This is a genomic window from Klebsiella sp. FDAARGOS_511 (assembly GCF_003812845.1).
Taxonomy (GTDB): Bacteria; Pseudomonadota; Gammaproteobacteria; order Enterobacterales; family Enterobacteriaceae; genus Klebsiella; species Klebsiella grimontii.
On record NZ_CP033824.1, the window covers coordinates 2,492,688 to 2,514,836 of the forward strand.

General features: G+C 52.9%; 20 protein-coding genes and 1 pseudogene. 6 read left to right on the forward strand and 15 right to left on the reverse strand.

Going from position 1 to position 22,149, the window contains the following annotated elements:
- Positions 1-229: 229 nt before the first annotated feature.
- From acs to actP, 3 genes are all read left to right on the forward strand, one after another.
- Positions 230-2,188, forward strand: a complete 1,959-nt coding sequence (gene acs / locus EGY08_RS12985; protein WP_123828565.1) for an acetate--CoA ligase — start codon at positions 230-232, stop codon at positions 2,186-2,188.
- A 182-nt stretch (positions 2,189-2,370) separates the two neighbouring features.
- Positions 2,371-2,685 (forward strand): DUF485 domain-containing protein, encoded by a 315-nt coding sequence (locus EGY08_RS12990; RefSeq protein WP_004127871.1) that lies wholly within the window; start codon positions 2,371-2,373, stop codon positions 2,683-2,685.
- A complete protein-coding gene (gene actP, locus EGY08_RS12995; protein ID WP_123828566.1) occupies positions 2,682-4,331 on the forward strand; it encodes a cation/acetate symporter ActP in 1,650 nt (549 codons plus the stop codon). Before EGY08_RS12990 ends, actP begins: the two co-directional genes overlap by 4 nt.
- Positions 4,332-4,369: 38 nt before the next feature.
- Here the strand turns inward: actP and EGY08_RS13000 are convergent, their stop codons facing one another.
- The 7 genes from EGY08_RS13000 to EGY08_RS13030 form a co-directional block, all read right to left on the reverse strand.
- On the reverse strand, positions 4,370-5,467 hold the full coding sequence (locus EGY08_RS13000) for a type 1 fimbrial protein (protein ID WP_004127865.1): 1,098 nt from the start codon (positions 5,465-5,467) through the stop codon (positions 4,370-4,372).
- Between the two features lie 22 nt (positions 5,468-5,489).
- On the reverse strand, positions 5,490-6,104 hold the full coding sequence (locus tag EGY08_RS13005) for a fimbrial protein (RefSeq protein ID WP_032742009.1): 615 nt from the start codon (positions 6,102-6,104) through the stop codon (positions 5,490-5,492).
- A complete protein-coding gene (locus EGY08_RS13010; RefSeq protein WP_123828567.1) occupies positions 6,101-8,689 on the reverse strand; it encodes a fimbria/pilus outer membrane usher protein in 2,589 nt (862 codons plus the stop codon). Before EGY08_RS13010 ends, EGY08_RS13005 begins: the two co-directional genes overlap by 4 nt.
- Positions 8,643-9,329 (reverse strand): fimbrial assembly chaperone, encoded by a 687-nt coding sequence (locus EGY08_RS13015; protein ID WP_004127856.1) that lies wholly within the window; start codon positions 9,327-9,329, stop codon positions 8,643-8,645. The genes EGY08_RS13010 and EGY08_RS13015 overlap by 47 nt, the downstream gene beginning before the upstream one ends.
- Positions 9,330-9,389: 60 nt before the next feature.
- On the reverse strand, positions 9,390-9,929 hold the full coding sequence (locus tag EGY08_RS13020; protein WP_004127854.1) for a fimbrial protein: 540 nt from the start codon (positions 9,927-9,929) through the stop codon (positions 9,390-9,392).
- 590 nt (positions 9,930-10,519) lie between these two features.
- Positions 10,520-11,209, reverse strand: coding sequence for an LrgB family protein (locus EGY08_RS13025; protein ID WP_004127853.1), 690 nt, complete (start codon positions 11,207-11,209; stop codon positions 10,520-10,522).
- On the reverse strand, positions 11,202-11,612 hold the full coding sequence (locus tag EGY08_RS13030; protein WP_004127852.1) for a CidA/LrgA family protein: 411 nt from the start codon (positions 11,610-11,612) through the stop codon (positions 11,202-11,204). Before EGY08_RS13030 ends, EGY08_RS13025 begins: the two co-directional genes overlap by 8 nt.
- Positions 11,613-11,715: 103 nt before the next feature.
- Between EGY08_RS13030 and EGY08_RS13035 the strand changes: the two genes are divergently transcribed.
- The gene (locus tag EGY08_RS13035) at positions 11,716-12,597 is read left to right on the forward strand and encodes a LysR family transcriptional regulator (protein ID WP_004127851.1); all 882 of its coding nucleotides are present in this window, start codon (positions 11,716-11,718) and stop codon (positions 12,595-12,597) included.
- A gap of 45 nt (positions 12,598-12,642) precedes the next feature.
- Here EGY08_RS13035 and EGY08_RS13040 read toward each other — a convergent pair whose 3' ends face one another.
- The 4 genes from EGY08_RS13040 to soxR form a co-directional block, all read right to left on the reverse strand.
- Entirely contained in the window at positions 12,643-14,289 is a 1,647-nt protein-coding gene (locus EGY08_RS13040) for a Na+/H+ antiporter (RefSeq protein WP_004127849.1), read from the reverse strand.
- Positions 14,290-14,435: 146 nt separating this feature from the next.
- Complete coding sequence (locus EGY08_RS13045) at positions 14,436-15,785, reverse strand: NCS2 family permease (RefSeq protein ID WP_004127847.1); 1,350 nt, start codon at positions 15,783-15,785, stop codon at positions 14,436-14,438.
- A gap of 388 nt (positions 15,786-16,173) precedes the next feature.
- On the reverse strand, positions 16,174-16,842 hold the full coding sequence (locus tag EGY08_RS13055) for a glutathione S-transferase family protein (protein WP_004127844.1): 669 nt from the start codon (positions 16,840-16,842) through the stop codon (positions 16,174-16,176).
- Between the two features lie 258 nt (positions 16,843-17,100).
- Entirely contained in the window at positions 17,101-17,559 is a 459-nt protein-coding gene (gene soxR / locus EGY08_RS13060; protein ID WP_004097815.1) for a redox-sensitive transcriptional activator SoxR, read from the reverse strand.
- 84 nt (positions 17,560-17,643) lie between these two features.
- Here soxR and soxS point away from each other — a divergent pair, with 84 nt between their 5' ends.
- On the forward strand, positions 17,644-17,973 hold the full coding sequence (gene soxS, locus EGY08_RS13065; RefSeq protein WP_004097813.1) for a superoxide response transcriptional regulator SoxS: 330 nt from the start codon (positions 17,644-17,646) through the stop codon (positions 17,971-17,973).
- On the opposite strand, the gene EGY08_RS13070 is transcribed toward soxS, so the two are convergent.
- Complete coding sequence (locus EGY08_RS13070) at positions 17,958-19,562, reverse strand: EAL domain-containing protein (protein ID WP_123828568.1); 1,605 nt, start codon at positions 19,560-19,562, stop codon at positions 17,958-17,960. The genes soxS and EGY08_RS13070 overlap by 16 nt on opposite strands.
- Before the next feature lie 544 nt (positions 19,563-20,106).
- Here EGY08_RS13070 and EGY08_RS13075 point away from each other — a divergent pair.
- Entirely contained in the window at positions 20,107-20,388 is a 282-nt protein-coding gene (locus tag EGY08_RS13075; RefSeq protein ID WP_004097808.1) for a YjcB family protein, read from the forward strand.
- Positions 20,389-20,534: 146 nt separating this feature from the next.
- On the opposite strand, the gene iraM is transcribed toward EGY08_RS13075, so the two are convergent.
- The 3 genes and pseudogenes from iraM to EGY08_RS13090 all read right to left on the reverse strand — a co-directional run bounded on the left by iraM (position 20,535) and on the right by EGY08_RS13090 (position 22,131).
- On the reverse strand, positions 20,535-20,924 hold the full coding sequence (gene iraM, locus EGY08_RS13080; protein WP_049115948.1) for an anti-adapter protein IraM: 390 nt from the start codon (positions 20,922-20,924) through the stop codon (positions 20,535-20,537).
- Positions 20,925-21,242: 318 nt separating this feature from the next.
- A pseudogene (locus EGY08_RS13085) lies at positions 21,243-21,970 on the reverse strand (BamA/TamA family outer membrane protein); the annotation flags it as partial.
- Complete coding sequence (locus EGY08_RS13090) at positions 21,868-22,131, reverse strand: hypothetical protein (protein ID WP_004127830.1); 264 nt, start codon at positions 22,129-22,131, stop codon at positions 21,868-21,870. The pseudogene EGY08_RS13085 and the gene EGY08_RS13090, both read right to left, overlap by 103 nt.
- Positions 22,132-22,149: the final 18 nt, after the last annotated feature.

Genomic DNA, 22,149 nt, shown 5'->3' on the forward strand with positions numbered 1-22,149 from the left:
ATATTCCCACCTTATATTGCATAAGTATTTGTTATAAAAAATATTTAATATATTCAACTTCTATTAATCCATTTCTGAAATTATTTCACATAAAAGTTTCATTTGATTGCTTTTCATTCAATTTATTTATTGCGTGATCTGCCCCCCAAATAGCAAACAAAGCCACCAAAGCCCCTACTATTAACGTTTATTTGACATATATTTAACAACCTACAGGAGAAAAAAAGCCATGAGCCAAATACATAAACACCCTATTCCCGCTACTATTGCGGAACGTTGCCTGATTAACCCGGAACAGTACCAGGCGCAGTATCAACAGTCCGTCACCGACCCTGATGCCTTCTGGGGCGAACAGGGCAAAATCCTTGACTGGATGAAACCCTACACGCGCGTGAAAAATACCTCATTCGCGCCAGGCAATATTTCGATTAAATGGTACGAAGACGGCACGCTGAACCTCGCCGCTAACTGCCTCGATCGCCATCTGGCGGAGCGCGGCGACCAGACGGCCATCATCTGGGAGGGCGATGACGCCAGCCAGAGCAAAAACATCACTTATCGCGAGCTACACCGCGATGTCTGCCGCTTCGCCAACGTCCTGCTCGATCTCGGCATCAAAAAGGGCGATGTGGTCGCTATCTATATGCCGATGGTGCCGGAAGCGGCGGTGGCCATGCTGGCCTGTGCCCGCATCGGCGCTATCCATTCGGTGATTTTCGGTGGCTTCTCGCCGGAAGCGGTCGCCGGACGAATCATCGATTCAAACTCCCGTCTGGTGATCACCGCTGATGAAGGATTGCGCGCCGGTCGCGCGATCCCCCTTAAGAAGAACGTCGATGACGCGTTGAAGAATCCGAACGTCAAAAGTATCGAAAACGTGGTGGTGCTCAAGCGTACCGGCGGCAAAATCGACTGGCAGGAGGGGCGCGACCAGTGGTGGAGCGATCTGATTGAGAAAGCCAGCGTGGAACACCAGCCTGAAGAGATGAACGCCGAAGATCCGCTGTTCATCCTTTATACCTCCGGTTCCACCGGTAAGCCAAAAGGCGTGCTGCACACCACCGGCGGCTACCTGGTCTATGCGGCTTCGACCTTTAAATACGTGTTCGACTACCATCCGGGCGACATCTACTGGTGCACCGCCGACGTCGGCTGGGTCACCGGCCACAGCTACCTGCTGTACGGCCCGCTGGCCTGCGGCGCAACGACGCTGATGTTCGAAGGCGTACCGAACTGGCCGACCCCGGCGCGCATGTGCCAGGTGGTGGATAAGCATAAGGTCAACATTCTCTATACCGCTCCTACGGCGATCCGCGCGCTGATGGCGGAAGGCGATAAGGCCATCGAAGGCACCGACCGCTCTTCACTGCGCATACTCGGTTCCGTCGGCGAGCCGATTAACCCGGAAGCCTGGGAGTGGTACTGGAAGAAAATCGGCAACGAGAAGTGCCCTGTGATGGACACCTGGTGGCAGACCGAAACTGGCGGCTTTATGATCACCCCGCTGCCCGGCGCCATCGAGCTGAAGGCCGGCTCCGCCACGCGTCCCTTCTTCGGTGTCCAGCCGGTACTGGTCGATAACGAAGGCACACCGCTGGAAGGCGCGACCGGGGGCAACCTGGCGATCGCCGACTCCTGGCCGGGCCAGGCGCGCACGCTGTTTGGCGACCACGAACGCTTCGAACAGACCTACTTCTCCACCTTTAAAAATATGTACTTCAGCGGCGACGGTGCGCGCCGTGACGAAGATGGCTACTACTGGATCACCGGCCGCGTCGATGACGTGCTGAACGTTTCCGGCCACCGTCTGGGGACCGCTGAAATTGAATCGGCGCTGGTGTCGCATCCGAAAATCGCCGAAGCGGCGGTGGTCGGCATTCCGCATAATATTAAGGGCCAGGCCATCTACGCCTACGTGACCCTCAACCATGGCGAGGAACCAACGCCGGAGCTCTACGCCGAGGTACGCAACTGGGTTCGTAAAGAGATTGGTCCGCTGGCGACGCCGGACGTGCTGCACTGGACCGATTCCTTGCCGAAAACCCGTTCGGGCAAAATCATGCGCCGTATTCTGCGCAAAATTGCCGCGGGCGATACCAGTAACCTCGGCGATACCTCAACGCTTGCCGATCCGGGCGTGGTGGAGAAACTGCTCGAAGAGAAGCAGGCCATCACGATGCCATCGTAAACCAACCGATCCCCTACACCCTCTCCTCTTCGGGGGAGAGGATATAAATACATACTCCCGAAGGATTTCAGGTAGCAGGAAAGCGGTAAACAGGCGGATTCCCGACAGTTAACTGCCGGGCGGATGAGTGTTGCCGACGACCGGCGCGTGAATGACAAAAGGGAACCTCTGGAGACGCTACGATGAACGATCAGATTTGTCAGCGGATAGAAAATAGTGCGCATTTTAAGGAACTTGTTGCAGCCCGGCAAAGGTTTGCCGCCATCCTGTCACTGATTATGCTGGTGATTTATGTGGGCTTTATTCTGCTTATCGCCTTCGCCCCCGGCTGGCTGGGCACGCCGCTGCATGCGGGCACCAGCGTCACCCGGGGTATTCCGATTGGTATCGGCGTGATCGTTATCTCTTTCGTATTAACCGGAATATACGTCTGGCGGGCAAATGGTGAATTTGATCGGCTGACGAAGAGCATTCTCAGCGAGGTTAAAGCATCATGAAGAAAGTCCTGACGGCGCTCGCCGCCACGCTCCCTTTTACCGCCAATGCCGCGGATGCTATTACCGGCGCGGTACAGCGCCAGCCGACTAACTGGCAGGCGATTATCATGTTCCTGATATTCGTCGCCCTGACGCTCTATATCACCTGGTGGGCGTCAAAACGCGTACGTTCGCGCAGCGATTACTACACCGCGGGCGGCAATATCACCGGTTTCCAGAACGGGCTGGCGATTGCCGGCGACTTTATGTCTGCGGCCTCGTTCCTCGGCATTTCCGCGCTGGTTTACACCTCCGGCTACGATGGGTTGATCTACTCGCTCGGCTTCCTCGTCGGCTGGCCGATTATTTTATTCCTGATCGCCGAACGCCTGCGTAACCTCGGGCGCTATACGTTTGCCGACGTGGCGTCCTATCGTCTTAAACAGGGGCCGATTCGCACCCTCTCCGCCTGCGGTTCGCTAGTGGTAGTGGCGCTCTATCTGATCGCCCAGATGGTCGGCGCAGGTACGCTTATCCAACTGCTGTTTGGCCTCAACTACCACATTGCGGTCGTCCTGGTCGGCGTGCTGATGGTGCTTTACGTCCTCTTCGGCGGCATGCTCGCCACTACCTGGGTGCAGATTATCAAAGCGGTCCTGCTGCTGTTCGGCGCCAGCTTTATGGCCTTTATGGTGATGAAGCACGTCGGCTTCAGCTTCAATAATCTGTTCACCGAAGCGATGGCGGTCCACCCGAAAGGCGCGGCGATTATGAGCCCAGGCGGGCTGGTGAAAGACCCGATATCAGCGCTATCGCTCGGTCTCGGGCTGATGTTCGGTACTGCGGGCCTGCCGCATATTCTGATGCGTTTCTTCACCGTGAGCGACGCCAAAGAAGCGCGTAAGAGCGTGTTTTACGCCACCGGCTTTATGGGCTACTTCTATATTCTGACCTTTATCATCGGTTTCGGCGCCATCATGCTGGTGGGGGCGAATCCGGCGTTCAAAGATGCGGCCGGGCAGCTTATCGGCGGCAACAACATGGCAGCGGTGCATCTGGCGGACGCGGTCGGCGGCAATCTGTTCCTCGGCTTTATCTCGGCCGTCGCCTTCGCTACCATTCTGGCGGTGGTGGCCGGTTTGACGCTGGCGGGCGCTTCGGCGGTCTCTCACGACCTGTACGCGAACGTGTTCCGTAAAGGCGCGACCGAACGTCAGGAACTGAAGGTGTCGAAGATTACCGTGCTGATCCTTGGCGTAGTGGCGATTCTACTTGGCATCCTGTTCGAGAATCAGAACATCGCCTTTATGGTCGGTCTCGCATTCTCCATCGCCGCCAGCTGTAACTTCCCGATTATCCTGCTGTCGATGTACTGGTCGAAGCTGACCACCCGCGGGGCGATGATTGGCGGCTGGCTGGGTCTGCTGACCGCGGTGATTCTGATGATCCTCGGCCCGACTATCTGGGTACAGATCCTCGGCCACGAAAAGGCGGTATTCCCATATGAATATCCGGCGCTGTTCTCTATCGCCATTGCCTTTGTCGGTATCTGGTTCTTCTCCGCCACCGATAGCTCAGAAGAAGGATTGCGCGAGCGCGAGCGGTTCCGCGCCCAGTTTATCCGTTCGCAGACCGGTATCGGTATTGAGAAGGGTCAGGCGCATTAATTATCATTCGTACCCCGGCCTGACGACCGGGGTATATTTTATTGATAAATAAAGGTTATCGTGCCACTTGCATTTGCATTTCCTGGGGTTACTTTCGATCCGGTTTTGTAATAGTTCGTCGTAAACGTCAACGCATTGGATGCCGCCGCCCCGCCGGGGTTATCGGGATCGGTGAATATCAGATAGCTGGCATCCGCGCCGGGATTAGTTACCGTTGTTCTGTTGTAAGGATAGACCCGGTAGTTGGTATTCAGGGATAACGGAGCGCCGTCAATATTCAATTGGACGCCAACGCCGGTCGCCACGTTGTTACCAGGGGTGAGCGCTATCACGCTATTGTCCGGGCTATCGCCATCTGTTTCAGTCGCGTTAATACGCATCGTTACTCTTGTACCGGGTTCACAGGACAAGATAAGCGTTTGCTCAGCAAAACCAGCCTTGTTCGAGAGATTAAAGACGTTTGTGCTGATTGAGCCCATGGGGAAATTGAGGGCGGTCGAACCTACCGTGCACCCCATCGGGGTTAGCTGAATTTTTGTCGAACCCGTCACGTGCAGCTGCGAAAGAACCATCGTTCCGTCAAGGTCGAGAATCGAAACCCTGGAAATCGGATCGGCTAGCGTCAGCGTGCTATTACTGGCGATAGTCCCTCCCGTAGCGACAAGCTGCACCTGGTACGTTGGCGCATAATGTGTGCTCGCCTTGTCATCGCCATAGCCGTTTGGTTTTCCCAGATACAGGTCCGCATCACCGATATAGTGAACATTGTAGTCAGCATTAAAATCATCTTTATCACCAGCATATTCACCCGTGATGTTTAACCAGACTTTAACTCTGATACCGACGCCCTGTACTGAAGTTGAGTAGATATTATCGCCAACTAACGTGCCCGCATTCTCCGAATTCCATACAAACTGTGCATATAACCACCCGCGACAATCTGTAACAGATGTATCTGGATGAGTGAGCTGCCCGGAATCATACAGAATGGTGCCCGCCGAATAGCTTCCGGCATTAACCAGTATCTGCGGGGGTAAATTGGTCAACGCGATATCACCCAAATTTGCGCCAGATTGACATGCCCAGCTGTAAGCCGGTAACAAACAGGTCAGCAATAATAAAATAAACGTCTTCATTCCTCTCCCTCGCGTGAATAGTTCACCTATAGGCCACATTAAAAGTGACCGTATAAGCGACACTTCCCCTCGTAGCTCGTCCATTCGGCGTATACATTCTGGCGTTCATATTAAAAACATGCTCAGAACCCTCAATGAAAGCATAGGTATAGCTGTCATTTGGCCCCAGGACCTTTTGATCCCCCGCGCTTAACAGCTGAAGCCCGACGTCCTTAGCGCCATAAATGTTCTCACTCTCATAAATATCGGTATAGGTACTGCTAAATGAGGTACCGCTAAACGTTAGCGTTACGGAAGCCGTACCGAGAGAGCAATTATCAAAGGCAATGGCAACGATCTTCGCAGCGCTACTCGCACCTGGTTTTCCGCTCAGACTTTGATAGGACACCGTTCCCAGATCGATAGTACTGGAGGGCTTTATCGACACCTCGCATACGGGCTCTTCAATCTTACCGGTGACATTGAAATTAACAGTACTATTCGCATCATAGGCCCCGGCAGGTCTTGCGAAAATAGATACAAACCCAATGCTAATAATGAATAACAAGCGCGATTTCATTAATGACCGGCAATTATTTCCTTCCATCATTTCCATCCTGGGTTTATGAATTAAAGCCATTATCCTGTTATTCATCATTGGCAATCCGCTGCATAAAAAACGATATCATCCACTGACTGATTAGAGGACAAATCATAATTGAGATAACACTGGCTATTTTTCGTATCACCCCATTTCACAAATAGCCGGCCTTTTTTGGGTAACCCGGTCAAATAGGCTTGCCCGGCATCGCCCACAATTGAACTACGGCGCTCTTTATCATTCAGATTTTCATCATCTAGCGTCACCACAGCGCCAAAAGGCACCGCTTTGTTTTTGTAGCTTATGGTGATCATGGCCTTATAGCCGATCCAGGTATCGTATTTGACTTTAACAACCGCATTACGCGTCGGTACTACTGTTTTGACAATATTATCAATTTCCGCACCAGAGACCTGCTGCTCATCAAGAGAGAGATTGTTTTCATGGTAAGGTCGTACAAAAGGCACAACGGCGTATCCGAAAGCATCGGTCGTAATATTCGTCTGCCCGCGCACTGCCACATCGCTAACGCCAGGCGCTTCGACCAGCGCCACGCTCTCACCCAGATAGCGAGAAAGGGTTACCCCGCCGGAATGGGCAACCATCCCACCGCGCAACGAGTAGTTGTAGTGCGAGCTATAGCTGTCATATCCGTATCCGGCGGCGACTTCGCCTCGTGAACCCTGATAGTTCAGATTGACATTTCCCGAGGTGCCTTTGTCGCTGGCGTTGTAGCCTTCCTGCACGTTCCAGCTCAGGGAACGGTCCGCAAAAGCAGAACCGCTCAGCCCCAGATTATGGGTCGTGTCGCCCGTCCGGCTGCTGTTCAGGTTGTAGTTAGCCGATATATCCGCGCCAAAAGGCATGCTCACCGTAAGCGAAATCATATTATCACTGGTCGGAGAGCTATCGCTGTTCTGGCTTGCGCTCTGCACATTTCGGCTATAGGAGTAGTTAATGAAATAGGAAACGCGGCCCAGAGTATTGCTATAGCTCACCCCCAGCGACTCCATACGTGAATTATCCCAATAAGATTCACTGACCAGCGAGAGGGAGAGAGAACCGAACCCGGAGAAAATCTGGGAAGCCGAAGCATCAAAACGATCTTTAGTCCGCCCCGTTGATGAACAGCACCCGCTATGAGCATTCGCCCTATCAATGAAATTCTGCAGAGAATAATAGCCATGGGTCGAATAACGATATCCGGCAACGGAGAAGTTGGTACCCGTCTGCGGAATATCTTTACTAAAGCGCACGCGATAAGATTGCCCTTCGCTGGATGAGGTTCGATCCGCTGCGGAATTGTCTTTGATATCCGCCCAGGACTGAGATGCATCCAGAGAGAGCGCGCCGATAGTGCCGAGGTTAAGTCCGGCGCCCAGCAAAACATTACTGTATTTGTCTTCAAGCTGCTGAAAACCGCCATATAGCGTGACGTTGCTCGATGCCCCCCAGGCAAGGTTATATTGCAGGAAGTTGTATTCCTTTCCACCGGAGCTCCCCGAGCGGGTTTTACCGCCGCTAAGAGCGTAATCTACCTGGCCCTCGCGCTGCAAAATCGCCAGCGAAGCAAAAGGCACCACAAAGCTCTGTTCACTGCCATCGGACTCTTTCACCGTCACATACAGATCGCCCGCGCTGCCGGTTGGATAAAGATCGTTTATCTCAAACGCGCCGGGAGAGACCGTGGTTTTATAGATGCTGTATCCATTCTGATAAACCGTCACATCGGCGGTCGAGCGGGCGATGCCTTTAATGACCGGCGCAAAGCCATTCATACTGTCCGGCAGCATCTCTTTATCTGAATTCAGCTGTAGCCCGGTGAAGCTAATGCTGTCGAACACGCTTGATGAAGTATAGGTTTGACCTACGATCAGCTGGCCTTTCAGGGCGTGGATGTCTCGCGCAATATAGCTGTAGACCGAGTCCCACTGGTTGCCGTTATCATCATGGTTAAGAGTGCTGTAATTACGTAAGCGCCACGGCCCGATGTTTAAGCCTGGCTGCAGGCTAACAAACTGGCTCGACGTCGCTTCCCCGCCGTGCCGCGGGTCGGTTTTTTGCCCGGAGAGATTATAGTTAAGCAGCCCCGCGGTAATGCCCTGCTGCCATCGGTTTTCAGGAACATATCCCCGCGGGTGATGCATCACCGCGACCTGAGGCACGTTAAAATCAACGCGCTGTTGCGAAAGTAATACCGTGGTTCCCCATCCGGGGATCGCGGATAGCCTGGCGCAGCTGGAGCCCGCGACCGCGAGCTCGGGGTAATTTTCCGTTTTAATTGACCACTCTTTCAGATGCGCGACGCTGATACAAGGTGAAGAATCGTCATGATTTTCATCCTGTTGCTTGAAACTGACCGATTCGGAAGTGACAAATTCGTTGTTAATATAAACATCAAGATTATATTCGCCTGGAGGTACGGTTTCCTGGGAGATATAGCTTAAGTCGACCGACGTTGTACCGGTTTCATTGACCTCCAGCAGGTGAGGATTGAAATACTCACCGGCGAGAGTAGATAGCGGAACTGTGGCAAAGCAGGAAATAATGGCAACATAGCCACTCTTCAACAGGAATGTAAAATTCTGTCCAACGTTATTGAATGATGGCGGTGTATTTTGGTCCCGGCATTCCATAATCATTGATCACGCTCCATGTGATTTTCTTTTTCCCTGGTGAAGATGTATTTGCAAGCGGTATTTTTATTGTTGAGAACGGAGCTACAAACCATGCTTCAGGGACTGACTTACCATTAACTGTTATTTCTGAAAAATTCATATATAGCGGCGAGGCGTTTTTTACTTTAATTTCTCGACCTTCAGTAGACCACTGCAGCTTTTCGGCAAAATTTTCCGGAATGGCATTTTTTAATGCCGCCGGGCGAAAAATAAGTTTAATCCGCGAGTTAATGGCAAACTGCACCATATTTTTGTCCGGGGCGCTATCCATAGCGGGAATTCCTTTAATATTTAGCCAAAACATTGACTCTCGCTCCTCGGGCAGCGGTTTACCTGAGCGAAGAATGCGCACAAACCCTTTTTCTCCCGCCTTCAGGCGAAATAGCGGAGGGGTTGTAATAAAGGAATCTTTTGCCGGTGATGCTTCATCCACAACAGCGATCCACGACTGGACAATATTTGTAACGTTATCCTTATTTTGCACAGATACCGTCGCCGCCTTTTGCGTACCGTCGAATATCACTCGCGTCCCGCCAACCACCACACTGGCCTGCGCGACGGATATGCAGGAAAAAAAACACATCAAATAAGCTAATTTATTCATGGTAGAGTCCAGTGAGGGAAAGCTCAAGGCTTTCCCTATATCTATTTATATAATGCTTAATTAATAATAGGTGACATTATAAGTTACTGTTGTCTGCACCGGCCCTTTTGTTGGATCAGCGGCACCCGACTTAGCCATTTTAACGATAAACGGAATGGTAGCCTCGCCAGAAGAAATATCGACATCTGAACCTTCAGTATTGTTCTTCTGTACGACCCCGGCATTATCAAAAATAGCTATTGCGACATTAGCGGCTGGAGACACTGGAGCCTGGTTTTTAAAATAATCGCTATTAAATGTATCTGCTTCACCACCAAAAGTAATTCTGGCTTTTGTCAGAGCCCCCTCTTCACCGGTAGGGCAATTGCTCAAAGTGAAAGAGAAGTTCTTGGCCGCGCTATAGGTATTATCTTTTAAATCTGCTACCGAAACAGTGCCCATTTCAATGGAGTTGGCGCCATTGTTGATATTGGCTGTACAAGTGGTATCTGAGACCGTACCGGTAAAAGTAATTGTATTCGCTGCTTGAGCCATGGTCACCAGAGAGCAGCCAGCAGATAAGGTTAATATTTTGGCAAGTGTTTTGGCTTTTAATTTCATTGGTATTCCCCTGTATATTAAGATTAACAATCAATCCATCAATTGTTTTATGGCATTTATTAGAGATTGAAATTAAATATCAACTTAAGATTTAAGCTGACTTGCAGCATGGGGAGTGAGTTGCCTGTATTTAATAATATCAGATCATAAATACAAGAGCTTTAATTCCACATGAATCCATTCAATAATAAAAGCTCACGTAACTAAGGTAACTAAAATCGAGATTATTCTCAACCACAGTTTATGAATTATCTTAATTAAGAAGTCACATTATATAAAACATTAAAGCATACACATGAAAAATATTTAAATGAAATCATAGCATTAAAAACAAAACATATTCACACTATCTATTACTTCACATATTTATATTGATATTAAAAATTAAAAACACTAAAATCAGAAATAATTACTTACAATTAAGCACAAATAAATAAGGACATTCTCTAATAAATTCGTCGCATTGCCCTTTCAATTCTGATAATTAACGCCTACTCATATATATAAAATGACTAATTATATGAATATTAAGAGGAGTTAGATATATACTTCCGCACTAATAAAAAAACGCATTGTGTAAAAAGCAATATTTAGAACATCACCCAACGCACCAGCGGCGCGGCCAGCACCATCACCACCCCGGATAGCATCATTACCAGGCTGGCGACCACGCCCTCCTGCGGGCCAAGCTCGTAGGATCGTGCGGTACCGGCGCCGTGCGATGCGGCGCCAAACCCGGCCCCCTTTGCCATTCCTTCGCGAATAGAAAGGCGCAGAAACAGTACATCACCTACCGCCATACCGAATACCCCGGTCACCACCACAAACAGGGCGACTAAGTCTGGCTGACCGCCCAGCGGTTTGGCTGCCGCCAGCGCAAAGGGCGTGGTCACCGAGCGTACCGCCAGGCTGCGCTGGATCTCATCAGGTAAAGTCAGTAATCGCGCCAGCCACACCGAGCTGGTCACTGCGACAACCGACGCGGTAGTGACGCCGGCAGTCAGCGACATCCAGTGGCGCTTAATGATCGCCAGGTTGTCATACACCGGCACGGCAAAAGCGATCGTCGCCGGACCCAGCAGCCACAGTAGCCAGTGGGTCTCCCCCATGTAGCGTTGATAGGAGATATGGCCAACCACCAGAATCATGACCAACAGAATCGGAGTAAATACCAGCGGCATCAGCGGAAGTTTATGGAAGCGACGGTAAAGCCGCTTGTTGGCAAAATAGAGTCCCAGCGTGACCAGAAGGCACAGAACGCTTAGCTGAAAATCACTCATGTTTCATCCTGCTGACTTCATAGTGATACACTTTATCAACCACCCACGCCGTTGCGCCCAGTACCATGGTGGTACTCAGGCCAATGACCAGAAAGATGCGCCAGCCATCGACCATTAGCAGCTGCGCGTAGTTGACGACCGCCACCACCGCCGGCACGAAAAATAGCAGCATCTCTGCCAGCAGCCAGCGGGCGCCGGCCCGTACCCAGTTTAGGGGGATAATGCGGCAAACAATCAGCGCCAGCAGCAGCAGCATGCCGACCAGATTCGCCGGAAGCGGCAGGTGCAGCCAGTTGACTAAATATTCAGAGCAGACGAACAGTCCGGCGTAAATCAGTACCTGAACCGGTACCTGAAGACGTTGCATGACGAAGGGCGTCACGCGTGCTGGCGCGAAGGCCATGAGCGGTATTCCTGAAAAAGAAGACAGGCGTGCAGTATAGAGAGCCGCCCGGCCCGGCAGAAATGAATTAAAATCATCGCAGGTATAGTCTCAGGGAATAATCATGGATATCCGAACGCTGCGTTATTTTGTCGAAGTGGTTCGCCAGCAAAGCTTTACCCGCGCGGCGGAGAAACTGTTCGTCACGCAGCCCACCATCAGCAAAATGCTTAAAAATCTGGAAGATGAGCTGAACTGTACGCTGCTGATCCGCGACGGGCGCAAGCTGCTGCTGACCGATACCGGACGCGTGGTTTTCGAGCGCGGGCAGGCCATTCTTGGCGAATTTCATCAACTGGAGTCGGAGCTGAGCGATATTAATCATCTGCACAAAGGCGTACTGCGCCTCGGGATCCCGCCGATGGTCGGCATGCTGATGGCCGAGCCGATTAGCCGCTTCCGCCAGCGCTATGCGGGCATTGAGCTGAAAATCGCCGAGTTTGGCGGGTTGACCGTGCAGCAGGCGGTTAGCAACGGCGAACTGGATCTGGCCATGACGGCGCTTCCCGTTGATGAGGCCAGCGGCCTGACGACGCTATCTCTGTTCAGCCATCCGCTCTGCGTACTGACGCCGAGAACGGCGCAGTGGGAGAGCATCGCGTCATTATCGCCGCGGGCGCTCGCAGCGTATCCGCTGGTAATTTACAACGAGGATTTCGCCCTCAGCCAGCAGCTGATGCGGCTTTTTGCTCAGCATGAGGTTAAGCCGCGCATCGCCGTACGCAGCGGACAGTGGGATTTTCTGGCCGCCATGGTGCAGGCAGGAATTGGCGTCGCGATTTTGCCGGAACCGATTTGCCAGCGTCTCGACCCACAGAGCTTTTGCTGGATCCCCTTGCAGAGCGACCTGCGCTGGGAGCTGGGGATGATTTGGCGGGAAGGGGTGTATATGTCGCACAGCGCGCGCGCGTGGCTGGCGTGCAGTAAGGCGTTCTGGCTGAAGTAAGTCCCCGGGTCGCGGCGTAAACGCCTGACCCGGGGAACAACCGCGTTACTGGTCTTCGATAAGCAGCGCTTCCAGCAGGTCGAGGTCATGCAGCAGCTTCTGCAGCGTCTCGTTACTAATCTGCCGGGTGGCGCGCAGGTGGTACAGCTCACCGCGTTCTGAGCGCAGCGCCGCCAGACGGAACCGCCGTTCGAGGCTCTCTTCCAGCATTGAGGTCTCAACATCGTTGCGCCCATCGACGCGACGACGCAGGTTACCGATGACCCGCGAACTGACCTCGGTCAGCAGCTGATTATCGATATTCTCTTTGGTATCCGCAGCCAGGCGCTCCTCCATTTTCTGAATCGCGACAATCGCCACATCCGCGGTTGCCGCCCGCGCCAGACGCTCCTCTTTGCGCTGCTGGACATGATCGCTCGACTCGATATGCCGCAGCAGAATCGGCAGCACAATCACGCCGACGAACAGCGAGAACAGAATTACCCCTGCGGCCAGGAACACCAGCTCATAGCGCGCCGGGAAGACGTTGCCGTCCGGCAGCAGTAGAGGAATCGACAGTACGCCGGCAAGGGTAATCGCCCCGCGGACACCAGCGACGGAGGAGATCAGCAGCTCGCGCGTGGTCCAGGAGCCAAACTCCATCGGTTTCTTTTTCAGGAAACGCTGGCTGAGTTTGCGCATCGTCCACAGCCAGCCAAAACGCACCAGCATCAGGGCGGCATAAATCAGGATGATATCGGTAAACAGCATCCAGGTTTCGACGTTGGGATCCGCTTCCGCGGCCACCAGAGAAGTGGAGAGAATATCCGGTAGCTGCAGGCCCAACAGCAGGAAGACCATGCCGTTAAACACAAACTCCAGCATCGCCCAGGTGCTGTTGGCGCGCAGGCGCATCGCCAGTGGCGCGCTGCGCATCACCCCGGAACGCGTGATAGTCATCCCCGCCGCGACCGCCGCCAGGATCCCGGAAAAGCCGATATGCTCGGCGATCAGGTAAGAAGCGAATGGCAGCAGGAACAGCAGCACAATTTGCGTTGCCGGTTCATCGCCGCCCCAGCGGCTGAGGAAGCGCATCGAGCGCCCGTACAGCCAGCTGACCACGAAGCCCGCGAGAATACCGCCGACCGCCACCTTGAAAAACTCCACCGTCGCGCCGCCTACGGTAAAGACCATGGTGCCCATCGCCACCGCAACGGCAAACTTCAGGGAGACCAGGCCGGAGGCATCGTTCATCAGCGCCTCGCCCTGCAAAATCCCCATAATTTTTTTCGGGATGCGCCCTTCGCCAACAATCCCGGATAGCGCCACGGCATCCGTTGGCGACAGGACCGCCGCCAGAGCAAAAGCCGGAATCAGTGGAATACCCGGAACGATCCAGTAGATGAGGTAGCCAATACCAACCACCGTCACCACCACCAGCGCTAGCGCCAGACCAAAAATTTCTCGCCCATGCTCAATGAATTCGCGGGTCGGCGTCTTCCAGCCGTCGGCAAAAAGCAGCGGCGGAATGAACAGAACCAGAAAGAGTTCAGGGTCGAATTCAACGTGCAGTCCGAAAGTAGGCCAGGCCAACAGCGCGCCGATGCCGATTTGGATTAAGGGGAGTGGAACCTGAAAGGGCAGTACGCGTGTAACCACCCCGGAGAGAGAGACCACGAGGGTCATGATGAGTATGGTAAAAAATATTTCCATGTGTTCCCTGTTTGCTGCGTTTCTTTTTTTACATCTGAGGCGTCATGTCTCGGCATAATACGCTACTCAGATTAACGCAAAAGGAAACAGGATGTAGCTTAAAAATTAAGCGGGCGGCCAAAGCCGCCCGTTGTTAGCAGAAAAAGTTAAATCGCCCAACCGCCGGCATAGAAGATAACCAGCGCCGCGGCGATGATCACCGTACCCAGGTTAAGCTTACGCCATTCACCAGACACCAGACGTCCAATCACCAGCGTCGCAAAGCCGATCATGATACCGGTCACGATGTTGCAGGTCAGCACGATAAAGACCGCGGTAATCAGGCCCGCCATCGCGTCGACGAAGTCGTTGAAATCGATTTTCGCCACGTTGCTCAGCATCAGCAGGCCGACGTACATCAGCGCCGGAGCGGTGGCATATGCCGGAACCAGATAGGAGAGCGGCGAGAGGAACAGGATCAGCAGGAACAGCACGCCGACGGTCACTGCCGTCAGGCCGGTTTTACCACCCGCCGCCGTACCGGCAGCCGATTCGATATACACCGCCGCCGGCGCCGCGCCCACCAGGCCGGAGAAAACGCTGCTCAGGGAGTCGGTGGTCAGCGCTTTGCCGCCGTTAATAATCTGCCCGTCTTTATCCAGCAGGTTCGCCTGACCGGCCACCGCGCGAATGGTACCGGTGGCGTCAAACACCGCGGTCATCACCAGCGCAAGCACGCTTGGCAACACGACCGGATTCAGCGCCCCCACGATATCCAGACTACCGATCAGCGAGTTGCCTTTATCGTCGCTCAGCGACGGCATGGCGAAAATCCCGGAGAAGTGGACGTTAGGATCGAAAATCAGGCCGATAATCGAGACGCCGATAATCGTCAGCAGGATACCGCCCGGCACTTTCAGTTTTTCAAGGCCGATAATCACCGCCAGCCCGACCAGCGACATAATCACCGGGAAGCTGTCAAAATGCCCCAGCGCCACCGGCAGACCATCCAGCGGGTTTTTGATCACCAGGCCTACGCCATTGGCGGCAATCAGCAGCAGGAACAGGCCGATACCAATCCCGGTGCCGTGCGCCACGCCCTGCGGCAGGTTACGCAGGATCCAGCTACGAATACCGGTTGCGGAAATCACCGTAAACAACACGCCCATCAGAAAGACCGCGCCCAGCGCGACCGGAATGCTGATCTGCTGACCCAGCACCAGGCTGAAGGCGGTAAACGCCGTCAGCGAGATGGCGCAGCCAATCGCCAGCGGCAGGTTCGCCCACAGGCCCATCACCAGAGAGCCGACGCCGGCAACCAGGCAGGTGGAGACAAATACCGCTGCCGGCGGGAAACCCGCTTTACCGAGCATACCTGGCACCACGATGACGGAATAGACCATCGCCAGAAAGGTGGTAAGACCGGCAACGATTTCCTGACGCACGGTGCTGCCGCGAGCAGAAATTTTAAACCAGGCGTCTAATGAACCGCCGTTACGCGCAGAAGGCGTAGACATAGAAAACTTCCCCTGAGAATTTTTATCGTTCGTCTGGATGCGTGGTGGACCATCCACTGCCAGTTAAACGCGATCTCCTTGTGCTACATCGCAGCGCCAGGGGCTGTGAAAAGCAAACGTTTAACTCCGCGCATCCAATACGGTGTGAAGAATGACTTTGCTCCCCCCTGTCAGCAGAGGAAATGATGAGCAAAATAAAAAGGCAAACGATTATCCAGCCTTTAGACGGGCCTTTTCAACTGAAGTTTGTCGTATTTCGCTAAATTTCGCTTATGACGTTCAGGAAATAACCAGCCGATGCGCAAACGTTATCGTCCATGCGCAATCCGGTAACATTTTTGTATTGCGCTGATAGCAATTTTCGCCGGTCATCGGCTTTAGTAATAGTTTACTCGCCGGGTAAGGTAAATGGTCCCCCGCGCGCAATCGCCTTCTGCCAGGCCGGACGCTGCTCTACGCGCTGAACCCACTGCGTCAGATGCGGTAAATCATCCACGCCGCCGCGCGCCAGCAGCGCCATCGCCGGAAAGCTCATCTGAATATCGGCCATACTTAAATCCGCGCCGGCAAACCAGCGCTGGCGGGAAAGATGCGCCTCAATAAAACGGGCATGGGTTTCCACCTGGCGGTTAAGCCACGCCTTTTGCACCCCTTTGCCCAACGCATTGCCCAGCGTGCGCATGCCAAACGGCACTGGGGGTTTACCCAGGCTGGCAAATACCAGCTTCATCAGCAGCAGGGGCATTAGCGAACCCTCGGCGTAGTGCAGCCAGAAACGATATTGCAGCTTATCTTCCACCGACTCAGGCTTTAAGCGCCGGGCACTATCATAGGTTTCCTGTAAATACTCCAGAATGGCGCCGGATTCCGCCAAAATATGGCCGTTATCCTCTACAACTGGTGATTTGCCCAGCGGATGAACGCTTTTTAATTCCGCCGGGGCGAGCATATTCTTTCCCCGCTGATAAGAGACAACCTGATAAGGCAGCTGCAGCTCTTCCAGCGCCCATAATACGCGCTGCGATCGTGACTGATTGAGATGATGTACCGTTAACATGAGCCTCTCCCGCTGTTTGTTCAAATTAACTATAGGAACAGGCGGCGAATGACGGGAATTTTTCGGCAAACGGAAGAGGCAAATTCAGAGAAAAGAGCCACACTTAAAGTGTCGGCGCAAACCGGAACCTCCATCAAAGATTGCGCAATACTGAGGTGAGCCGACGTCGGGGGAAACCCTCCTGCGTACCAGCGGGATAGTGCGAAAGACCAAGACCGGAAAACAACTAAAGCGCCCTGTTGTGGCGCTTTAGTTTTTTTAGTCATCTTCCAGCAATCGCGCGCCGGTCCCCTCTTCACCCAGCTTATCGCCGGGGTTACGTAACGGGCAATCGCGGCGCGACAGACAGCCGCAGCCAATGCAACCATCGAGCTGATCGCGCAGCGCGGTCAGGGTATGGATGCGTCGGTCTAGCTCTTCCCGCCACTGGGACGACAGCATCTTCCACTCTTTGGCGCTGAGGTTATGCCCTTCCGGCAGCACGCCGAACGCGTCGCCGATGGTTGCCAGCGGAATACCAATACGTTGCGCAATCTTAATGATCGCCACCGCGCGCAGGACGTCGCGCCGGTAGCGCCGCTGATTACCCGCGTTGCGCTGGCTGTGGATCAGCCCTTTGCTTTCATAAAAGTGCAGCGCGGAGACGGCCACGCCGGTTCGTTTTGCCACTTCGCCGGGCGTCAGCAGCATTTTGATGCGGGGTGATTTCTTTTCCATAAAGCGCTTTACCTCAAGTTAACTTGAGGAATTATACTCGCCCGCAGACAAAACGACGAATCGAGAATTGAGAGAGGCCGCTTTATGTCCCATCAGGATATTATCCAAACGCTTATTGAATGGATTGATGAACATATCGATCAACCACTTAACATTGATATAGTCGCCAGAAAATCGGGATACTCGAAATGGTATCTGCAGCGGATGTTCCGCGCCGTGATGCATCAAACGCTGGGAGATTACATTCGCCAGCGCCGCCTGCTGCTCGCCGCGGAAGCGCTAAGAACCACCCAGCGTCCTATTTTTGATATCGCGATGGATCTCGGCTACGTGTCGCAGCAGACTTTCTCGCGGGTGTTCCGCCGCGAATTTGACCGTACGCCTACCGCCTATCGCCATCAAATTTCGGCCTGATAAGGCTGCTGATAAGGGCAGAGGCTGATGCGGTCATTCGCCAGCCACTGCATGAACTCCTGCGGTGGCATCGCTTTCGCAAAGTGCCATCCCTGGCAGTATTGCACGCCGCGCTTTTGGAGCCATGCGACCTGCCCTGCCGTTTCGACGCCTTCAGCCACGATTTTTAAGCGCAGGCTGTTCGCCATCTGGATAATATGCTCAGCAATCATGTGGCTGGTGCTGTTGCTCGTCAGCATGTCGACAAAAGATTTATCAATCTTGAGGACATCGACGTTGAGCGCATGGAGGTTGTTCAGGTTGGAGTACCCGGTACCGAAATCATCAATGGCGATTTCATATCCCGCCTCGCGGAACGCCTGAATCACCGGCGTCGTTTTCGCCACGTCGATAAACCCGCGTTCGGTCACTTCAATTTTAATTTGTTCCGCCTTGACCGCGTAGCGGCGGAGCTTCTCGTTGATGTTCTCAATCAGGCGAGCGGAATGGAAATCGGAAGCGGAAAGGTTAATCGCTACGTACAGATGCGGCTGCCGTGCCAGAAACTCGCCAAGATCGGCAAAAACCTCTTCTATCACATAATCGGTGACCTGCGCGATCATCCCTTCGTTTTCCGCCAGTGGAATAAACTCCGCCGGGCTCATCATCGGGCCATCAAAGCCCGGCCAGCGCAATAATGCTTCGGTGCCGACGCAGCGGTTATTTTTAATATCGATAACCGGCTGATAGTGCAGGCACAGCTGGCGCCGACTCAACGCCCGCTGCAGCATCTTGCGCGGAGAGTGGTACTGCTGCCGGGTGCGCGACCACACCAGTAAAAGCAATACGCTGCAAATCAGCCCCAGCGGTAACGTCAACGTGACCTGGTTATAAAAATTCTGAAAATAGCTGACGCGCGAGGTCGACATAATAACGGCTATCGGGCGAACGCTGGAATGAGCGATGGTATAAACGCGACCATCCTGATGAAATAAAGCCTCTTCAGCACGAATCAGACGATGCAGCTCAGCGGGATCGGCATTCTTGCTGACGGAAAAAAACTGCCGGGTTTTAGTGTCGAAAACGCCCCAGGCGAGGTTGCGGTCGCTGGTTATCAACGCGCTATATGAAAGCGGATTCACCACCACCACATAGTTACCGCGCTGCATATAGTTCATCGCGTAGTCTGGGTAGAAAGGCGTTTCGCGGTAGTAGTAAATCGCGATATCCGGCTTTTTGGTATAGGTTGCAGCCGGAATCCGCCACCCCGTCGGGCGGCGTACCGAGGTGGAGCAGAAAAAATGGGTGCCGTTGGCGTAGATTAAATCGTCGATATAGAGCAGACCGCGAACAATCCCGAGCAGATATTGCTGATGTTGCGGTGAACATATCTCTCCCTGATACAAACGGGCTTTATCCCGCGCTTCGTCGGCCTCATGAATCACTAACTCCGTTTTTTGCAACGCCAGCCGAGAAAACAACCGCAGCTGATCGCCGGTTTCCGCTTTGGCGCGTATCTGCGCAAACCACAACGCCAGCAGCACCGGTAGCAGAATGACTAACACGATGCCAAATATTCTCAACGCCTTACGTGGCGCGCTATGATTCATTTCCGCTTCTTATCCATGCGATACGCCTTAATCAAGGTGAGCTGCCCCGACGACTCTGCTTACTGTGATATGAATTAGGGCATCTCAGCAACACATGCTTTGACGTAAAAACCTCATGACGATGAATTATGAATAATACTGGCTTATAGAAGTCTGGAGAAACATTCTCAACAGAATGAGATTAGCTCCACTATGTTATTCGGTTTATCCGTATAATTAGCCGGAATAAGTAATAAAATCCGTAGAACATAAACCTATATAAAAAAGAAAAGTCGCCGGGAATCACTTATAATCGGCCTTCACGCTGAAAGAACAATCCTCCCCCTCGCCATTAACCACATCATTAGAATGGTTATAAGGCGCAATAAAAGACCTTTTTTAGGCTGGTCAATAAAAGAACAAGTGTGATATAGTTCACATTAGTTAATGAAAAAAAAACGTTGTTTCATTACATTCTTGTTTGCCTGAAGATGACCAGAAGACCGTACCATCGTCAGTCTCACCCGGTTGTCAAAGGCTGCCAAATTTCGTTGAGGATAGGTTGATGGCTTCCATTACTACCAGTGTCGTACTTTTGCGCTGGCCGCTCGTGAGCGCAGTGCTGATGTTTCTGGCCAGCTCGTTAAACATTCAGCTACGTAAAAGCGATTATGCCGGTTTAGCGGTGATTTGTAGCTGTATGGGCCTGGCTGCGGCCTGCTGGTTCGCCACCGGTCTGTTAGGTATCACGCTGCTGGACGTGGCGAAAATCTGGGGTAATATCAAGGACGTGATGATTGAAGTCATGAGTCAGACCCCGCCGGAATGGCCGATGATGATGACCTGATGTCCGCCCGCCCTGGCCGGGCGCCGGTGCACCTGACCGGGCAGTCACTCCCTGGCCTGGACAGGTGCGCAGCAATTTCCCCCTCTGCGACAGCATAAATATATCACCGGCATAAACCGCAGCCATGGCAACATAGCCGCCAGGTTTTAGCGCATCCGCTGACCGACGTCGCGCCGTCCGGAAGCCTGCTCTGGCGCTCCGCGAGAAAAATCGTTCGGGCAGCGCTTTATCGCGCAGTGCGCCTGGTAAGCACAGGACGCCGCCGCCGTGGCGGTAGACTGGTAGGGACAGGAGGGCCGCTCACGTAATTTATCCCATTGCGTCTCGTCGTATCGCGTAACGTTATAAACCCTTATCGCGTGATACTGCTCGTTAATTAACACGCCAGACGAATAGAGCTTCATCGACTCTCCCGGCAGCAACAAAATGTCAGCTTCATACCAAAGAATAAATTTTAAAAAACGCAGGCTGGAAATCGAAGAGAAAGCCACGCCGGAATACGGGCACACAAGCGTATTATGAATAGTCCATTTCATTTTTTATCCTTGCAGGCATTGCTGATAAATGACTCTATATATTGATAGCATCCATCATTGCTACCCGCAAGGTTGTCGCCGAATAATTTGATATTAGACAATTCTCAACATTACTGATACTCAATAAGGCTTACCATGAATATGGCGATCTAATAATGAATGATTAGCCATAATAGCCAAAAAAATGCGCGCAGGCCTATACATAAATTAAAACATACTGACAATAAATTACAGGCCATCAGAATCGATAGCCTGTAGTGTTATTTTTGCATTAAGCAGAAAGAGACTGAACGACTCGAAAAATAATCACCTGGGGGATTACCAGGTTTTGCCGATATTAAACTGAAACTGCTCGGCTTTATCCCCATCGTATTTTTTAAACGGCTCGGCCCAGAGAATACCAGCGGGCCTGGCGGCGACATCCACTGCACCGCAATCCCGACAGACATCCGGATATGCGACGGATCGCCATAGTCAGGGATCCCGGCCGCCAGCGTCTGGCCGGTATTTTGCCAGGAGGTGCTCCATACCGTACCGGCATCGAGGAATAGCGACGTCCGCAGGCTGTCGGCGTATTTGTCATTCACAAACGGCGTCGGCACAATAAACTCGCTGTTCAGCACCGCCATCGCGTTACCGCCAACCGCATCGGATGATGAGTCCAGCTGACAGGCGCTGTAGCTGCTTTCAGAGCCATTACAACGATAATAAGCCGCTTTTGGGCCAATCGTATTCGACGAAAAACCGCGAACCGACGACGATCCGCCGGCATAAAAATTATCATAAAACGGTACCGATTTGCCGTTTAGCCCATCGGCATAGCCCGCTCGCAGGTGCTCCATCCACACCCAGCTTTTGCTCTCGGTCAGCGGCATATATTGGGTGGTATCGAAAGTGACTTTGTAATAGCTGTTATCCGAACCGGGCACGGTAACCTTGGCGGTCAGGCTGCTTTTATTCCCCGCGCGCGGGAAGAAGCCGCGATCGAGGTTGTTATAGCTCCAGCCAACGCTGGCAAAATAGTCATTGGCGCTATAGGTGGCGCCGCCGCGGTAACCACCATCGTTTCATCATCATTTCCCGCAGCCGTTTCAGATTTCTTCATATCGTCTGGCGTGCTGCCATCAGCGGCCTGAACCGGCAGCGTCCCTCCCCAGATGACCATCGGGATCAGCACGGCCAGCGAGTAGTATGAATCGTGTTTCATGGAATATGCCCTGTTTTT

What these genes read in the sequence shown, in the direction of transcription:
- EGY08_RS13035 (WP_004127851.1), top strand. Translation starts at nt 11,716, where the DNA reads ATGGATATCCGAACGCTGCGTTATTTTGTCGAAGTGGTTCGCCAGCAA.
- EGY08_RS13030 (WP_004127852.1), bottom strand. Translation starts at nt 11,612, where the DNA reads ATGGCCTTCGCGCCAGCACGCGTGACGCCCTTCGTCATGCAACGTCTT.
- acs (WP_123828565.1), top strand. Translation starts at nt 230, where the DNA reads ATGAGCCAAATACATAAACACCCTATTCCCGCTACTATTGCGGAACGT.
- soxS (WP_004097813.1), top strand. Translation starts at nt 17,644, where the DNA reads ATGTCCCATCAGGATATTATCCAAACGCTTATTGAATGGATTGATGAA.
- EGY08_RS13040 (WP_004127849.1), bottom strand. Translation starts at nt 14,289, where the DNA reads ATGGAAATATTTTTTACCATACTCATCATGACCCTCGTGGTCTCTCTC.
- EGY08_RS13055 (WP_004127844.1), bottom strand. Translation starts at nt 16,842, where the DNA reads ATGTTAACGGTACATCATCTCAATCAGTCACGATCGCAGCGCGTATTA.
- EGY08_RS13090 (WP_004127830.1), bottom strand. Translation starts at nt 22,131, where the DNA reads ATGAAACACGATTCATACTACTCGCTGGCCGTGCTGATCCCGATGGTC.
- iraM (WP_049115948.1), bottom strand. Translation starts at nt 20,924, where the DNA reads ATGAAATGGACTATTCATAATACGCTTGTGTGCCCGTATTCCGGCGTG.
- EGY08_RS13075 (WP_004097808.1), top strand. Translation starts at nt 20,107, where the DNA reads ATGGCTTCCATTACTACCAGTGTCGTACTTTTGCGCTGGCCGCTCGTG.
- EGY08_RS13025 (WP_004127853.1), bottom strand. Translation starts at nt 11,209, where the DNA reads ATGAGTGATTTTCAGCTAAGCGTTCTGTGCCTTCTGGTCACGCTGGGA.
- EGY08_RS13070 (WP_123828568.1), bottom strand. Translation starts at nt 19,562, where the DNA reads ATGAATCATAGCGCGCCACGTAAGGCGTTGAGAATATTTGGCATCGTG.
- EGY08_RS13005 (WP_032742009.1), bottom strand. Translation starts at nt 6,104, where the DNA reads ATGATGAATAACAGGATAATGGCTTTAATTCATAAACCCAGGATGGAA.
- actP (WP_123828566.1), top strand. Translation starts at nt 2,682, where the DNA reads ATGAAGAAAGTCCTGACGGCGCTCGCCGCCACGCTCCCTTTTACCGCC.
- EGY08_RS13010 (WP_123828567.1), bottom strand. Translation starts at nt 8,689, where the DNA reads ATGATTATGGAATGCCGGGACCAAAATACACCGCCATCATTCAATAAC.
- soxR (WP_004097815.1), bottom strand. Translation starts at nt 17,559, where the DNA reads ATGGAAAAGAAATCACCCCGCATCAAAATGCTGCTGACGCCCGGCGAA.
- EGY08_RS13045 (WP_004127847.1), bottom strand. Translation starts at nt 15,785, where the DNA reads ATGTCTACGCCTTCTGCGCGTAACGGCGGTTCATTAGACGCCTGGTTT.
- EGY08_RS13015 (WP_004127856.1), bottom strand. Translation starts at nt 9,329, where the DNA reads ATGAATAAATTAGCTTATTTGATGTGTTTTTTTTCCTGCATATCCGTC.
- EGY08_RS13020 (WP_004127854.1), bottom strand. Translation starts at nt 9,929, where the DNA reads ATGAAATTAAAAGCCAAAACACTTGCCAAAATATTAACCTTATCTGCT.
- EGY08_RS12990 (WP_004127871.1), top strand. Translation starts at nt 2,371, where the DNA reads ATGAACGATCAGATTTGTCAGCGGATAGAAAATAGTGCGCATTTTAAG.
- EGY08_RS13000 (WP_004127865.1), bottom strand. Translation starts at nt 5,467, where the DNA reads ATGAAGACGTTTATTTTATTATTGCTGACCTGTTTGTTACCGGCTTAC.